Origin of the sequence: Nocardiopsis deserti (assembly GCF_008638355.1) — a bacterium.
Classification (GTDB): domain Bacteria; phylum Actinomycetota; class Actinomycetes; order Streptosporangiales; family Streptosporangiaceae; genus Nocardiopsis; species Nocardiopsis alborubida.
Map to the genome: position 1 here is coordinate 456588 of NZ_VWVS01000004.1, position 15139 is coordinate 471726.

Sequence of the window (15139 nt, forward strand, 5' to 3'; positions counted from 1 at the left end):
ACGGGGTGTAGCGCAGCAGATGACGAAACCGCAGCTGGACCGGGGGGCCGGGGGGCCGAGCCGCCGCGAGCGTGTGCGCGAGGCCACACTGGCGGAGATCAAGGGGATCGCCCGCCGCCATCTGGTCGAGCAGGGGGCCGCGGGGGTGTCCCTGCGCGCCATCGCGCGGGAGATGGGCATGACCGCACCGGGACTGTACCGCTACGTCTCGGGGATCGACTCGCTGCTGGCGCTGATCACCGCGGACATGTTCCAGGAGCTGGGCGACGCGGTGGCCGCCGCCGACGCGAGCGTGCCCGCCGAGGACACCGACCTGCGCATCCTCAGCTCGCTGCGCGCCTTCCGGGCCTGGGCGATCGGGCACCGGGCCGAGTTCGCCACCATGTTCGGCCCGCGCGTACGCCTGATCCCCAAGGAGGACATCGCGCTCGCGATGGACACCAGTCGGCGCTTCGGCGCGACCTTCTACGCCCTCTTCGACCGCTTGCTGCTGGAGGAGCGGTTCGTCCTGCCCGACGGGGACCGCATCACCCCGGAGCTGGCCCGTGAGCTGCGCGCCTTCGCCGACACCTGCGGCTTCTCCGCGCCGCACATCCCGGTGGAGGCGGTCATGGTGCTCAGCACGTGCTGGGTGCGCCTGTACGGGGTCGTGTGCATGGAGGTGTTCGAGCACCTGGACTTCGTGATGCACGACATGGAACCGCTCTTCGAGTCCGAGCTTCAGAGCATGCTGACAGGCCTGGGAGTCCACTACCGGCCACCGGAGAACAGTCCCCCGACGACCACGGGCACGTCCGGTTAAGCCCCATACTGGAGTTCTGCGACTCTTGCCGGATTCGCCCCAGGCGGAGACGACCCACCCCGGCACGCGGCGGCACGATAGCGAGGACTGACCCCGTGGAGAACCCATCCGGCGGTGAGCGGCCCGGAGACGAGACCCCCCGACCCGAGCGGCCCGATACCGGAGGCGGCCCCGGTGCCGAGGAGCCCGTCAGACCCGGAGCGGACGGGCGCGGAGCGGACGGGCGCGGAGCGGACGGGCGCGGAACCGGCGGGACGAAGCGGACGCGGAGCGACGCGCCCCCCGCGCCCGCTCCCCCGTACTCCGGACCAGCCGCGGACAGTGCGTCCTCCGCCCCGGTTCCCCCGCACGCGGGGCGGACGCGGGGCGCTGTCCAGCACCCCGCTCCCCCGTACCCCGGACCGGCCGCGGACGCCCCGCCGTACCGCCCCGCTCCCCCCTTCCCGGGGGCGGCACAGGGCGGTGCGCCCCACCGCCCCGTTCCTCCCGCCGCCTCGTACGGCCGTTCCGTCCCCCCGGGCGCCGGGTACGGCCCGCCCGTTCCGGGCCCCGCCCCCGCGCCGCACCCGTGGCAGGCACCGGCCGCCCAGGCGCAGCCCCGCCCCTTCGCCCTCCCGCCCGGCGGCTACCCCGTCGCCCACCCGGGTACCGGTTGGCAGCACCCCGCGCAGCCCTGGCCGCACCCGCAGGGGCGGCCCTCGCGCCGCGGCGCGAGCATCCTGCTCGGTTCGGCGGGTGCGGCCGTGATCGCCCTCGTGGCGCTGGCCGCGAGCATCCTCATCGTCGCCACCACCCCCCAGGAGGAGCCCCAGCCCACCGGCGTCGACCTGTCCGCCCACTACGACGGCCGCCTCAGGGCACGGCCCAACCAGGTGGAGGTCGACGCCGTCGACCACCCCCTCTACGACGTCGCCATGCCCGAGCCGGTCGACTGCGACGTCCCCGAACTGGACATGGCCTCCGACGAGTCCTGGGAGGAGTTCGCGGCCGTCTCCGGAGACTGCCTGAACACGCTGTGGGCACCGGTGTTCGAGGACCTGGGCCTGTCCGTGGAGCTCCCCGAGTTCGCCGTCACCCGGGTCTCCCCCGACTCCCCCGACGCCGACCCCGAGGAGGGGTACACGCTCGCCTACTACGAGAGCGACCTGAGCCGCATCACCATCGTGCTGCCCAACGTGCGCCACCTGGGCGCCCTGCTCCCCCCGGGCCAGCGCGAGGAGGTCTGGCTCGCCCTGATGGGCCACGAGTACGGCCACCACGTGCAGTACGCCACCGGCATCCTGGGCATCGCGCACGGCATGACCTGGAAGGCCGAGGACGAGCAGGCCGAACTGGAGGCCCTGCGCCGCACCGAACTCCAGGCCGAGTGCATGGCCGGGGTGGGCCTGCGCGGGATCACCGGCGCCGACGAGGAGGCGCTGCGGACGGCCAACGAGCACTTCAACGGCGGCGGCGACCTCGACACGCACGGCAGCGCCAGCAACCGGGCGTTCTGGCTGGAGCAGGGCTGGTCGCAGGCGACCGTGGAGGGCTGCAACACCTACGGCGCCGCCACCGACCAGGTCGCCTGACGCGTCACCGCCCGCCCCTTCGCCGCAGGACAAAACCCTTGCGTCACACCGGCGGCGGTTCCGGCCAGTCCGCGTCCGGCGCCTGCTGGCGGACGCTCCAAGACAGGGCGCTCAGCCGCCGACAACCCTGCGGTAGGCCTCCCAGCCGTGGAGCTTGACCCGCTCGCCCCGGTCCAGCTCCACGGCCTGGTCGGCCTCGGCGGTGTCGATGCGCAGCCAGTCCTCGTAGCCGCTGTGGGCCACCCCGCGCTCGTCCAGCACGGTCTCCAGGGGCACCAGTTCCGGGGCCGCCGCACGCAGTTCCCCGGCGTCCTCCAGCAGCGCGCGCACGGTCGCGGCGGCGTCGGACTTGTTGGTGCCGATCACCCCGGTGGCGCCCCGCTTGATCCATCCGGCCACGTAGTCCCCCCGGACCGCGCCGCCGTCGGCGTCCAGGACGCGCCCGCCCTCCTGGGGGACGGTGCGCCCCCGGGCGTCGAAGGGCACCCCGGGCAGCGGGACGCCCGCGTACCCCACCGAGCGCAGCACCATCCCGGCGGGCAGGTCGGTGGTCCGGCCGGTCCCGGTCAGACGTCCGTCGGCGTCCAGGCGGGTCTCCTCCACCCGCACGCCGCTCACACGCCCCTCCTCCCGGCCGAGGACCTCCACGGGCCGGGTCCAGAAGTGCAGCCGCACGGTACGGTCCCTCCCGTGGGGCTCGCGGGAGGCGTGTTCGGCCAGGAGCCGCAGGTTGGTGCGGGCGGCCCGGGCGACGTCGCGCAGCTCGGGGGCGCCGGTGCCCACGGCGGTGGGGTCGATGTCGACCTGTTCGGGGCGCACGACGACGTCGGCGCCGGGCAGCGCGAGCAGGTCGCGCAGCTCGGGCGCGGTGAACTTGGCCTGGAGGGGGCCGCGCCGCGACAGCAGGTGGATGGTGCGCACGCGGCTGGCGGCGAGCACGTCCAGGACCGGCTGGGGGATGTCGGTGTGGCGGAGCTCGTCCGCGGTCTTGGCCAGGATGCGCACCACGTCCAGGGCGACGTTGCCCGCCCCGACCACGACGGCCTCCTCGGCGTCGAGCACGAACCGCTCCAGGGCGGTGTCGGGGTGCCCGCAGTACCAGTTGACGAAGTCGGTGGCGGCGACGCTGCCGGGCAGGTCCTCCCCCGGCACGTCCATGCGGCGGTCGACGCTGGCGCCGGTGGCGTAGACGACGGCGTGGTGGGTGCGGGCCAGGTCGGCGCGGGTGAGGTCGGCGCCGAACTCGACCCCGCCGACGAAGCGCACGTCGGGGTGCTCCAGAACCCTGCGCAGCGCCCGGGCCACACCCTTGATCTTGGTGTGGTCGGGGGCCACTCCGTAGCGCACCAGCCCGTAGGGCGTGGGCAGGCGGTCCATGACGTCGACCCGGACGGGCACGCGCCGCTGCCGGGTCAGGGCGTCGGCGGCGTAGACGCCCGCCGGGCCGGAGCCGATCACGGCCACCCGGAGCGGTGCGGCGGTGCTGTGCTGCTCAGGTTCGGAGGAGCTCATGTGCCCATTCTGGCAGCCCGGGGACGCCCCCGGGCTGCCTGGGACACATGTGCTCAGGCGGTCTCGTCGGCCAGTTCGTCGGCGGACTTGGCGCCGTCGGTGTGCCGGGAGACCGTCTCGGTGAGGCTGCGGGACAGCTCCTGGGGGGTCAGGCCCTGCTCGCGCAGGATGTCGTCGCGCTTGGCGTGGTCCAGGAACTCCTGCGCGATGCCGAACGTGCGCACCGGGACGTCGACGTCGTGGTCGCGCAGCAGACGGGCCACGGCGTCACCGACCGCGCCGGTGCGGCCGTTGTCCTCGATGACCGCGACGACGCTGTGCTCGGCGGCCTCGGCGACCAGGGCCTCGTCCAGCGGCTTGACCCACAGGGGGTCGACGACGGTGACGCCCAGACCCTGGGCGGCCATCCGGTCGGCGACCTCGCAGGCGACCTGGGCCATGGTGCCCACGCCCACGATGAGCAGGTCCTTGGAGTTGCCGCCGTCGGCGGCGCGGCGGAGCAGGTCCATGGAGCCGACCTTGCCCACGGCGTCCAGCTGCTCGGCGACCGCGCCCTTGGGGTAGCGCACGACGGTGGGCGCGTCCTCGACGGCGACGGCCTCGCGCACCAGGGTGCGCAGGCGCTCGGCGTCGCGGGGCGCGGCCAGGCGCAGGCCCGGGACCACCTGGAGGATGGACATGTCCCACATGCCGTTGTGGCTGGCGCCGTCGTTGCCGGTGATCCCGGCGCGGTCCAGGCAGAAGGTGACGCCCTGGCGGTGCAGGGCGGCGTCCATGAGCACCTGGTCGAAACAGCGGTTGAGGAAGGTGGCGTAGACGGCCACGACCGGGTGCAGGCCGTTCATGGCCATGCCGGTGGCCGAGGTGGCGGCGTGCTGCTCGGCGATGCCCACGTCGAAGGTGCGCTCGGGGTAGGCCTCGGCGAACCTGTTGAGGCCGGTGGGGTGGAGCATGGCGGCGGTGATGGCCACCACGTCGGGGCGCTCGGCGCCGATCTCCACCATGGTGTCGGCGAAGACCGAGGTCCACTTGACGACCTTGGGGCCGGGCTTGGCCTGGCCGGTGGCCACGTCGAAGGGACCGGGGGCGTGGAACTGGTCCTCGTCGTGGTTCTCGGCCGGGGCGTAGCCCTTGCCCTTCTGGGTGATGCAGTGGACGATCGCCGGTCCGCCGAAGTCGCGGGCGCGGCGCAGCGCCTTCTCCAGGGCCTGCTCGTCGTGGCCGTCGATGGGTCCGAGGTACTTCAGGCCCAGGTCCTCGAACATCATCTGCGGCTGGATGGCGTCCTTGAGGCCCTTCTTGATGCCGTGCAGCGCCTCGTAGAGGGGCTGGCCGACCACGGGCGTGCGGTTGAGGGTGGTCTTGGCCAGGTCCAGGGCCTGCTCGTAGCCGGGGGCCATGCGCAGGGAGGCGAGGTGGTCGGCCAGACCGCCCATGGTGGGCGAGTAGGAGCGGCCGTTGTCGTTGACCACGACGACCAGGCGCCGGTCCCGGCGCTCGGCGATGTTGTTGAGCGCCTCCCAGGCCATGCCGCCGGTGAGGGCGCCGTCGCCGATGACGGCGACCACGGTGCGGTCCGTGCGGCCCTGCACCTCGTTGGCCTTGGCCATGCCGTCGGCGTAGGACAGCGCGGTGGAGGCGTGGGAGTTCTCGACGAAGTCGTGCTCGGACTCGGCGCGGGAGGGGTACCCGGACAGGCCGCCCTCGGACTTGAGGTTGGTGAAGTCGTGGCGGCCGGTGAGGATCTTGTGCGCGTAGGCCTGGTGCCCGGTGTCGAAGATGAGGGGGTCCTTCGGGGAGTCGAAGACCCGGTGCAGCGCGATGGTCAGCTCGACGACGCCGAGGCTGGGGCCCAGGTGCCCGCCGGTCTGGGAGCAGGAGTCGACCAGGAAGTCCCGGATCTCCTGTGCCAGCGCAGGGAGCTGGTCGGCCGGAAGCCTCTTGAGCGCTTCCGGATTGTGTATCGACTCGAACAGTGCCACTGTCTCGTCAGTCCCCTCGTCCCGCGTGTCCGTTGAGTTTGCCGTTCCGGGCCCCTGACGTGGGCCGGGCTTGGCTACCGGCAGGTATGCATACCCGAGTTTATGGGCGTACGTCCACGGGTCCTACCCAACCCCGCGTGGGAACGGCCCCCGGCGCGCCCACGCCGTCCGGTTACCGGGTTTTCGCGTACATTACTCGGTCCCCGTAGCGGTATCGCCCCTGGCCGCACGTCATCCCAGCGCGGCCTGGGCGAGCAGGCCCAGCGCGGAGGCCGACACCACCGCCAACAGCGCCACGCGCAGCCATCCGGCGTCGACGCGGCGGCGCACCACGGTTCCGGCGAGGAAGCCCGCGACGACGAAGGGGATCGCGCAGGCCCCGACGGCGGCGGTCCGGGCGTCCATCTGGCCGCCCAGGACGAGAGCGGTCAGGGAGACCGCGCCGCCCAGGAGGAAGAACGCGGCCAGGGTGGCGCGGACCCGGGAGGGCTCCTCGTACTGGTAGAGCAGCGCCATGGGCGGGCCGCCGATCGAGGTGGCGGTGCCGGTGAGCCCGGAGAGGGTCCCCGCCGCAACGAGCGAGACCGGGGTGATGCGCACCCGCAGGGACCAGACCGAGAGGACGACGGCCACCAGCACCATCGCCCCGACCGCGCCGGCGAGGGCGCGGGGCTCCAGGGCGGCCACCACCCACACGCCCAGGACGGTCCCGGGCAGACGCGCGGGCAGCCCCCAGGCGATGCCGCGCCAGTCCACGTGCCGCCACTCCTGGAGGAGCGTGAGCCCGGGCAGGACGATCACGGCGACCAGGAGCGCCCCCGGCACGAGGGTGGGGTCCAGGAAGGACAGGACGGGCGCGGCGACCAGCCCGAGGCCGAGGCCGACGGTGCTCTGCACCGCGGCCCCGACGACGACGGCGACCACCGCGGCGACGACGAACGCCACCACGTCGGTGGGGGCCAGCAGGCCGTGGCCGCTGGGCGCGAGGAAGGAGGCGGTGGCGAGTTCTACGGGCACGACGTGCGACGCTACATCCCCACCGTCCCGACCGGGTTCAAGAGGTAGGAGGACGGGACGATCGCGCGGGAGGCGGGCGCGGCGGGCAGCGCGAGGGCCCGGCCCGGCGCCTGGGGCGCCGGACCGGGCGGGAGGGGGCGGGAACGGCGGGGAGTGGGCGCCGTCCGCCGCCCGGGGGTGGCTTGCGTCGCCGCGCCGGTCAGGCGCCTCCCCTGGCGTGGGTCTTGCGGCCCCGGCGGGAGACGGAGTCCAGGATGACCGCGACCAGCAGGACGGCGGCGGTGATCATGAACCGGACCGAGGTGTCCATCTGCAACAGCAGCAGGCCGGAGGTGATCGCGCCCAGGACCAGGCCGCCGAGCAGGGCGGAGTAGGCGTTGCCGCGCCCGCCGAAGAGGCTGGTGCCGCCGATGACCGCGGCGGCGATGGCCATCATCAGCTCCTCGCCACCACCGGTGGCCACGCTCGCCGCGAAGTTGCGCGAGGTCAGCATGATCCCGCCCAGGGCGGCCAGGACGGAGGCGATCCCGAACACCGAGATGCGGATCATGTCCACGTTGATGCCGGCGCGGCGCGCCGCCTCGGCGTTGCCGCCGACGGCGTAGACCATGCGGCCGTAGCGGGTCTTGCGCAGGACCAGGTCGAGCACGACCACGAAGCCCACGAAGATCAGGAAGGCCAGCGGCACGCCCTTGTACTGGTTGAGCACCCACACGGCGACGAGGATCGGCACGAACAGCAGGGCCGCCCGGAAGAGGATCTCGGTCCAGGGCTTGTAGGGCAGGTTCGCCTGGCGCCTGCGCCGCTCCGCAGCCGCCACGGAGACCACGTACAGGACGACGGCCAGGACGGCGAGCGCCCAGCCCACCACCGGGACGAAGAAGGTCTGCGTCAGCAGCGAGATCGGCCCGCTCGGGCTGGTGTTGATGGTGCCGTCGGCGCCCATCAGGTAGAGGTGCAGGCCCTGCCAGCCCAGCAGACCTGCGAGGGTGACCACGAAGGCCGGTACCCCGAGTTTGGCGAAGACGACACCGTGGATCAGGCCCACCACGAGGCCGACGACGAGGGCCGCACCGATCGCGATCCACTCCGAGACGCCCTGTTTGACGGCCAGCACGCCCAGGACCGCGGCTGCGAGTCCGGCGACCGAGCCGATGGACAGGTCGATCTCGCCCAGCAGCAGGACCATGATCACGCCGGTGGTCATCAGGCCGATGGCGGCGATCTGCACGGTGAGGTTGGACAGGTTCTGCGGCGACAGGAACCGGTCGTTGGCCGACTGGAAGACGACGGCGATGAGGATCAGGCCGATGACCACGGGGATCGGGCCCAGTTCGCCGCTGCGCAGGTTGCGGCGCAGGGCGTCGAGCCAGCCCTTGGGCGAGGCCGCCGTGGTCAGCAGGCGCGGGTCGCGCTTGGACTCGGCGGAGCCGCCCGCACCCGTGGCGGGTGCCTTGGAGACGGGGGTCTGCTGGGTCATCACTTGTCCTCCGTGGCCAGGGCCGAGGCGCCGGTGCGCTCGGAGCGGCGGCTGACCGGGTTGTCGGCGGCACCGGTGATGGCGGCCACGATCTCCTCGTAGCTGGTCTCCGCGACGGGGAAGTTCCCGGCGTTGCGGCCCAGGCGCAGGACCACGGCGCGGTCGGCCACCGCGCGCACGTCGGCCATGTTGTGGCTGATCAGCAGCACACCCAGGCCCTGGTCGCGCAGGCGCTCGATGAGGTCGAGGACCTGGGCGGTCTGGGCGACGCCCAAGGCGGCGGTGGGCTCGTCGAGCATCACCACGCGCGGCTTGCCCAGCAGGGAGCGGGCGATGGCGATGATCTGGCGCTGGCCTCCGGAGAGGGAGGCCACCGGAACGCGCAGGCTGGGGATCCGCACGGACAGCGAGTCCAGCAGCTCCATGGCCCGGCTCTCCATCTCGACCTCGTCGAGGGTGCCGGGGAAGTGCAGTTTCTCGTTGCCCAGGAAGAGGTTGCCGACGATGTCCAGGTTGTCGCACAGGGCGAGGTCCTGGTAGATGGTGGCGATCCCCAGGCGCTGGGCGTCGGAGGGGGCGTTGATGCTGACCGGCTTGCCGTCCCAGGTGATGACACCGCCGCTGTCGGCGGGGTGGGCTCCGGAGATGACCTTGACCAGCGTGGACTTGCCGGCGCCGTTGTCACCGAGCAGGGCGACGACCTCGCCCTCGCCGACGTGGAAGTCGACGTCGCTCAGGGCGCGGACCGCACCGAAGGTCTTGGAGATCCCGGACAGTTCCAGGACTGGTGTGCTCATGCGTTCGCTTCTCTTCTCTCGCCCTGGCCCGGGACGGCGGGCGGCGGGGCGCCCGCCCGTCCCGGGTCTGGGACGTCCGCACCGGCTCTACAGGGCTTCCTGGCAGAAGTCCGTGTCGGCGTAGTCGTCGGTGCAGATCTCCTCGATGCTGTAGATCCCGTCCGAGACGACCGTGTCGCCGACGTTCTCCGCGGTGACCGCGATCGGCTCCAGCAGGACGGCGGGGACGGTCTCGCCGCCTCCGTCCTCGACCTCGGTGAGCGTGTGCTCGCCCAGCTCGGGGTCCTCGCCGGTGGCCAGGCCGACGGCCATCGCGGCGGCGACCTGGGCCTCGGGTTGGATGGCCTTGTAGACGGTCATGTACTGCTCACCGGCGATGATGCGCTGGATACCCGCGAGCTCGGCGTCCTGGCCGGTCACCGGGGGCAGGTCCGCCACGTCCACGCCCGCGCTGCGCAGGGCGGAGATGACACCGGAGGCGATGCCGTCGTTGGCGGCGTAGACGCCGGTGATCTCGTCCAGGCCCAGGGAGGTGATGGCACCCTCCATCTGGGCGTTGGCCTCGTCCGGCGACCACTCCGGGGTGTCGAACTCCTGGCCGATCTCGATCTGCTCCTCGAAGACGCCCATGGCCCCGGCCTTGAAGCTGGCGGCGTTGGGGTCGGTGGGCGAGCCGTGCATGACGACGATCGAGCCGTCACCGGTGGTGCCCTCCTCCTCCAGGGCCTCCAGCAGCGACTCGGCCTGGACCTGGCCGACGCGGTTGTTGTCGAAGGACACGTACATGTCCGCGCCGCCCTCGGCGAGGCGGTCGTAGGCGATCACCGGTACGCCCTGAGACTTGGCCTCGTTGACCGTTCCGGCCGCGGCGGCGGCGTCCACCGGGTCCAGGACGAGCACGTCCACACCGTCGGTCAGCATGGCCTGGGCCTGGGTCTGCTGCTCGCTCACGGACTGGTCCGCGTTGGCGTAGGAGATCTCGCAGTTGGGGCACAGTTCGCCCATCGCCTCCTCGAAGAAGGGGCGGTCGAAGGCCTCGTAGCGGGCCGTGTGGAGGTCGGGCAGGAGCAGTCCGACGTGGAAGCCCTCCTCCACGGTGTGGGTCTCCTGCTCGGCCTCGCCGCCGGTGGTCGTGAGCGAGCCACAACCGGAGACGAGGAGGGCGAGAGCGGCTCCCGCGGCGGCGAAGCCGACGGCCGTGTGCCGCGGTGTGAAGCGTCGTGCGTTCAACGCTAGGTACCTCTCATGACGGGGGATGCGGACGGTGGAACTCGCGAGTGGTGGAGTGAAGTCAAACCCCGCCGCCACCTTGCCGTCAACTCCTGAACACATAACCGAAACATCACGGGCCTTGCGTTCAGGATGTGAATCTATGGAAAACCCAGGCCAGAGCGGCGTTCTGGACGTGTGAGCTCACGTGAAGGAGTTTCGGTTTTTACCGAACGACGGCCCGCTCCGGCACTGACCTCGGTGTTCGTCGCCCCGTCAGCCTACGTGCGAACCCCGTTCAGAGAAGGACCCGCCCCCCGTCCGACCTGCCGCGTTCCCGCAGCGGGGGCCTACGCGCCCCCGCTGCGGGAACGCGGTGCGACCGCGCGGCGCTTCCCCGTCACCGGTGGCACAAGAAATCAGGTTTCGGACTGTTCACTTCGCCTGCTGGGCGGCCATGCGCAGCGCCCCGTACAGCGAGGCGTCCCTGCCCAGCACGCTCGGCAGCAGTTCGAGCCGCTCCAGGGCGCTGCCCAGCGAACCCAGCTCCATCGACCGGCGCATCGGCTCCAACAGCAGGTCACCGGCCTCGGCCAGGTCACCGCCCACGACGACCCGGTCCGGGTTGAACAGGTTGGCCACGATCGCGGTGCCCTGGCCCAGCGCGGTGCCCGCCTCGGCGATGATGCGGCGGCTGCCGGGGTCGCCCTCCAGCGCCGCGGCCACCATGTCCGGGATCCGGGCGGGGCCGGGGCCGCGGGCCACGTCGGTGTTCTGCGGCAGCATGTCCAGCAGGTAGCTCGCGCCGACGAAGGTCTCCAGGCAGCCCCGGTTGCCGCACCGGCACACGTGTCCGCGCGGGTCCAGCGCGATGTGCCCGATCTCCCCGGCCGTGCCGCCCGCGCCGCGGAAGAGCTGGCCCGACATCATGATGCCCGCGCCCACGCCGTCGCTGATGACCAGGTGGACCACGTGCTCGGCACCCACGCCCGCGCCCCGGTGCTGTTCGGCCAGGACCGCGAGGTTGGCGTCGTTCTCGGCCAGCACCTCCAGGCCCAGCCGCTCGGTCAGCGCCTTGGCGGGACGGAAACCCGCCCAGCGGGTCAGGCAGGAGATGCCGCCGACCTCGCCGGTGCCGGGGTCGATCGGCCCCGGGATGGAGGCCACCACGGAGGAGACGGTGCCCCGGTCGACCCGGCTGCGCAGCAGGATGGTCTCGGCCAGCCAGGCGGCGCGGCGCACCCCGCGCTCGGCGTCGGAGGCCACGTCGTAGCCGATCTCCTCGCGGGCCAGCATGTTGCCGTCGCTGTCGCCCACCGCGACGCGGACGCTGTCGGCGGTGAAGTCCACGGCCACGACCGCGCCGGGCTGGCGCACGAGGGTGATCGCCTTGGCCCGGCGGCCGTTGGAGGAGGTGTCGCGCACCAGGACCGTCCCGGCGGCGCGCAGGCCGCGGACGATGTTGGAGACGCTGGCCGCGGACAGGCCGGTGGCCCGGGCCAGCTCGGCCTGGGTGCGGGTGCCCTCGCTGCGCAGCACGTCCACGACCCGCCGCTCGTTGGCCCGGCGCAGGGCTGACTGTGATCCCGGTGTCGCGGCGGCCTCGGTCACCAGGCGCCCTCCCCCTGCTTTCGCGGCCGAGTTTCGGCACTGTTGCGAGGAATGCTACAAGCAATGAACGCAAGCCGGAACTTCGCATCCGCCGCGTTAGGGTCCGAAGGTGAGCAGAGCACGCATCAGTACCGCCGAGCCCGGGTGGGCCGACCTCCTGGCCCGGGCGGTCCCCCCGCCCGCCCGGGCCTCGGGCCGAACACGCGCCGTGGCGGTCGAGGGCCGCTCGGGCGCGGGCAAGAGCACGGTGGCCGACGCGCTGCGCGCGGCCCTGGTCCGGCGGGGCGAGGCCGCCGCCGTGCTGACCATGGAGGACCTCTATCCGGGCTGGCGCGGCCTGGTCGAGGGCTCCGAGCTGCTGCGCGAACGGGTCCTGGCCCCGCTCGCGCGCGGGGAGCGGGCGGCCTGGCGGCGCTACGACTGGGAGCGGGGGGAGTTCGCGCGGGAGTGGACGGCGCTGCCCGGTGACGTGGCGGCGGGCGGGGTCCTCGTGGTGGAGGGCGGCGGCTCCGGCGCCGCCGCCGTGCGCGGCCTGCTGGACCTGCTGGTGTGGGTGGACGCGTCCGACGCTGAGCGCACGCGGCGGTTGGACGGCCGGTGGGACGCGTCCGTCTACGCGCCGCACCGGCAGGCGTGGGCGGAGCAGGAGGAGGCCTTCCACCGGCGCGACCGCCCCCGGGAGCACGCTGACGTGGTGGTCGCCAACCCCGCCCGGTGACCGGCCGCCGGACCGCTCAGGCCCCGACCGCTCCCGGCGGTCGACCGCCGTCGCGGACCGGTTCGCGGGCCTCGCGGACGAACCCGGTGATGGTGTCGAGCACGGCCTCGTCGGAGAGCAGCGCGCTGTGCCCCAGGCCTGAGGTGGTGACCAGACGCGCGCGCCCGTGGTGGGCGGCCAGCGTCAGGTGCGACTGCGCCGTGGGGACGACGGCGTCGTGCTCGTCGTGCAGCAGCAGGAGCGGCTGGGTGAGGCCAGAGGCCCCCTCGGCCACGGAGAAGCGGGTCCACACGGTCGGATCGCCCCCGAAGTGGTACTCCTCGACCCCCCGGCGCAGGGCCGAGACGGCCCGGGGGCCCAGGCCGAGTGCCGCGGCGAAGCCGTCGATGGTGAAGGCGAAGTCCGACACCCCGGCCACCAGGACCGCACGGTCGGCCTCGACCCCCTCGCGCAGGGCGTGCATGGCGAAGGGCGCGCCCAGGGAGTGCGCGACGACGGCCGCGAAGCGCCCGTGGCGGGACTGGAGCAGTCCCATGATCTCGCGCGCGTCCAGGATGGTGCCCACGGGGCCGGGCGTGGCCCCGTGGCCGGGCGCGTCCCAGGAGACGGGACTGTAGCCGAAGTCGAGCAGCCGCCGGACGAGCGGCGTGAAACGGGAGGCGCGCGACCTCCAGCCGTGGACGAGCAGGACGGGGAGCGCGCCGTCGCCCCAGGAGTAGGCCGCCACCTCCCACCCGCGTACCCGCAGGGTCTCGACGTGGGCCCGCTCGTGCAGGTCCAGGTCGGCGGCGTCGACGGTGCGCGGTCGGCCCGCGTGGGACCACAGCCTGCACAGCAGGTTCCCGGCCAGGCGCGGGACGGGCACGGCGACCGCGTTGAGGGTCGTGCCGACGAGACGGGTGGTGTTCACGGGGGCTCTCTTTCGGTGGGGGCGACTGACACCATCAAACTATACGAACGATCGTATTATTTGTTTGGCATGCCGCTTCCGTCAAGTGGCTTGTATCCTTACGCCGTAACCGACCAACCGTCCACTCTTCGCCCCTGCGGGCGAAACCCGGGGGGAGGGCGCGTATGACCGCGCGGACCGACGGACGTCTACAACGGGGCGACCAGACCCGTCGGACCGTGCTGGAGCACGCGGTGCACACGGCGTCGGTGGAGGGCCTGGAGGGCCTGTCCCTGGGACGGCTCGCCAAGGAACTCGGGATCAGCAAGAGTGGAGTGTTCGCCCACTTCGGCTCCAAGGAGGAGCTGCAGCTGGCCACCCTGGAGGCCGGACGCGCCGTCTTCGTCCGGCACGTGGTGCGCGACGCCCTGGAGGTGCGTCCCGGGGCCGGTCGGCTGTGGCGGCTGTGCCTGGACTGGATCGGCTACTCGCGCGGACGCGTGTTCCGGGGCGGCTGCCTGTTCTACACCGCCATCGCCGAGTTCGAGTCCCGGCCCGGACGGGTCCGCGACGCGCTGCGGGAGGCCAGCCACCAGTGGCGGGACCTGCTCGTACGCACCGCCGAGGACGCCCGCCAACTGGGCGAGCTCTCCGAGGGGACCGACCCCGCGCTGCTGGTCTTCGAGCTGCGCGCCTTCATGGAGACAGCCAACTCGCTCTCCCTGCTGGAGGACGACCTGGAGACCCCCTACGCCGCCGCGCGCGCCGCCATCGCCGCCCGCCTGGACTCCCTGGCCGTCCCCGGCACCCCGCGCCCCTGGGCCGGACCGCTCAGCCGGTGACCGCGCGGCCCCCCTCCCGTCGGATGCCCGTGAAGGCGCCGACGAGGCGGGCCACGACCGTGGTCAGGAACAGCGTGCCCACGACGCCCTCGGCCGCGGACAGCGAGCGCGCCCACGCCGAGACCGGCACAACATCGCCGTAGCCCGTGGTGGCCAGTGTGACGTAGGAGAAGTAGACGAACTGCTGCCAGGCGACCCGGCCGTCCGGGTGCGCGGAGTCGGCGAAGCTCCCGGGCCACAGGCTCTCCAGAGCGCCGAACACGGTGGTGAACAGACCGCCGAGCAGGAGGTAGACGCACACCGCCGCCAGGACGATCTCCAGCTCGTGGGTCCGGCTCCGGCGGTAGACGAAACGCAGCAGGGAGTACATGAGCGCCAACTGGAAGGCCGCCCCCGCCGCGAACATCGACACCAGCGACGCACCTCCGCCGTCTGTCGTGCCGACCCAGGCCGCGCAGCAGAGCAGGACCACGCCCGTGGCGGCGGTGGGGGCGATCCGGTCGTGCGCCCCGCGCACCAGCACGACGCCGGAGAGCACCACTCCCACGTAGGCGACCAGGTAGAGCGCCGTCCATACGGGGCCGTGGAGGGTGACCGGGTACCCGAACTGGAGGAGGACCACGAAGCCCAGGAACGCCCCCAGGCGCACGGAACGCCCCGGACCGCCCCCTGCTCTGCGCACGGCCCCACTCTGGCACGGTCGCCGCGC

13 protein-coding genes are annotated in these 15139 nt (G+C 72.9%); 4 read left to right on the top strand and 9 right to left on the bottom strand.

Annotated elements, in window-relative coordinates; genetic code table 11:
• Positions 1-19 precede the first annotated feature (19 nt).
• Positions 20-802 carry a TetR/AcrR family transcriptional regulator gene (locus tag FYW99_RS14690; RefSeq protein ID WP_150252589.1) on the top strand — a complete coding sequence of 261 codons (783 nt, stop codon included), beginning with the start codon at positions 20-22 and terminating at the stop codon, positions 800-802.
• Between the two features lie 743 nt (positions 803-1545).
• Positions 1546-2373 (top strand): neutral zinc metallopeptidase, encoded by an 828-nt coding sequence (locus tag FYW99_RS32350; protein WP_317846992.1) that lies wholly within the window; start codon positions 1546-1548, stop codon positions 2371-2373.
• A gap of 111 nt (positions 2374-2484) precedes the next feature.
• On the opposite strand, the gene FYW99_RS14700 is transcribed toward FYW99_RS32350, so the two are convergent.
• The 7 genes from FYW99_RS14700 to FYW99_RS14730 form a co-directional block, all read right to left on the bottom strand.
• Entirely contained in the window at positions 2485-3885 is a 1401-nt protein-coding gene (locus tag FYW99_RS14700; RefSeq protein ID WP_150252591.1) for an FAD-dependent oxidoreductase, read from the bottom strand.
• 53 nt (positions 3886-3938) lie between these two features.
• Positions 3939-5867, bottom strand: a complete 1929-nt coding sequence (gene dxs, locus FYW99_RS14705; protein WP_150252592.1) for a 1-deoxy-D-xylulose-5-phosphate synthase — start codon at positions 5865-5867, stop codon at positions 3939-3941.
• Positions 5868-6098: 231 nt separating this feature from the next.
• Entirely contained in the window at positions 6099-6884 is a 786-nt protein-coding gene (locus tag FYW99_RS14710; protein WP_150252593.1) for a sulfite exporter TauE/SafE family protein, read from the bottom strand.
• A 199-nt stretch (positions 6885-7083) separates the two neighbouring features.
• Positions 7084-8364, bottom strand: coding sequence for a sugar ABC transporter permease (locus FYW99_RS14715; RefSeq protein ID WP_150252594.1), 1281 nt, complete (start codon positions 8362-8364; stop codon positions 7084-7086).
• Positions 8364-9161: an ATP-binding cassette domain-containing protein gene (locus FYW99_RS14720; protein WP_150252595.1), complete on the bottom strand. Its 798-nt coding sequence runs from the start codon at positions 9159-9161 to the stop codon at positions 8364-8366. The genes FYW99_RS14715 and FYW99_RS14720 overlap by 1 nt, the downstream gene beginning before the upstream one ends.
• Before the next feature lie 87 nt (positions 9162-9248).
• Positions 9249-10391, bottom strand: a complete 1143-nt coding sequence (locus FYW99_RS14725) for an ABC transporter substrate-binding protein (RefSeq protein ID WP_150252596.1) — start codon at positions 10389-10391, stop codon at positions 9249-9251.
• Positions 10392-10805: 414 nt separating this feature from the next.
• The gene (locus FYW99_RS14730; RefSeq protein ID WP_150252597.1) at positions 10806-11981 is read right to left on the bottom strand and encodes an ROK family transcriptional regulator; all 1176 of its coding nucleotides are present in this window, start codon (positions 11979-11981) and stop codon (positions 10806-10808) included.
• 109 nt (positions 11982-12090) lie between these two features.
• On the opposite strand from FYW99_RS14730, the gene FYW99_RS14735 reads away from it, so the two are divergent.
• Positions 12091-12699: a uridine kinase family protein gene (locus tag FYW99_RS14735; RefSeq protein ID WP_150252598.1), complete on the top strand. Its 609-nt coding sequence runs from the start codon at positions 12091-12093 to the stop codon at positions 12697-12699.
• Between the two features lie 16 nt (positions 12700-12715).
• Here FYW99_RS14735 and FYW99_RS14740 read toward each other — a convergent pair whose 3' ends face one another.
• Positions 12716-13609 (bottom strand): alpha/beta hydrolase, encoded by an 894-nt coding sequence (locus FYW99_RS14740; RefSeq protein ID WP_150252599.1) that lies wholly within the window; start codon positions 13607-13609, stop codon positions 12716-12718.
• Between the two features lie 164 nt (positions 13610-13773).
• On the opposite strand from FYW99_RS14740, the gene FYW99_RS14745 reads away from it, so the two are divergent.
• Positions 13774-14430 carry a TetR/AcrR family transcriptional regulator gene (locus FYW99_RS14745; RefSeq protein ID WP_150252600.1) on the top strand — a complete coding sequence of 219 codons (657 nt, stop codon included), beginning with the start codon at positions 13774-13776 and terminating at the stop codon, positions 14428-14430.
• Here FYW99_RS14745 and FYW99_RS14750 read toward each other — a convergent pair.
• The gene (locus FYW99_RS14750; RefSeq protein ID WP_223839030.1) at positions 14420-15112 is read right to left on the bottom strand and encodes a potassium channel family protein; all 693 of its coding nucleotides are present in this window, start codon (positions 15110-15112) and stop codon (positions 14420-14422) included. The two genes, FYW99_RS14745 and FYW99_RS14750, sit on opposite strands and share 11 nt — an antisense overlap.
• Positions 15113-15139: the final 27 nt, after the last annotated feature.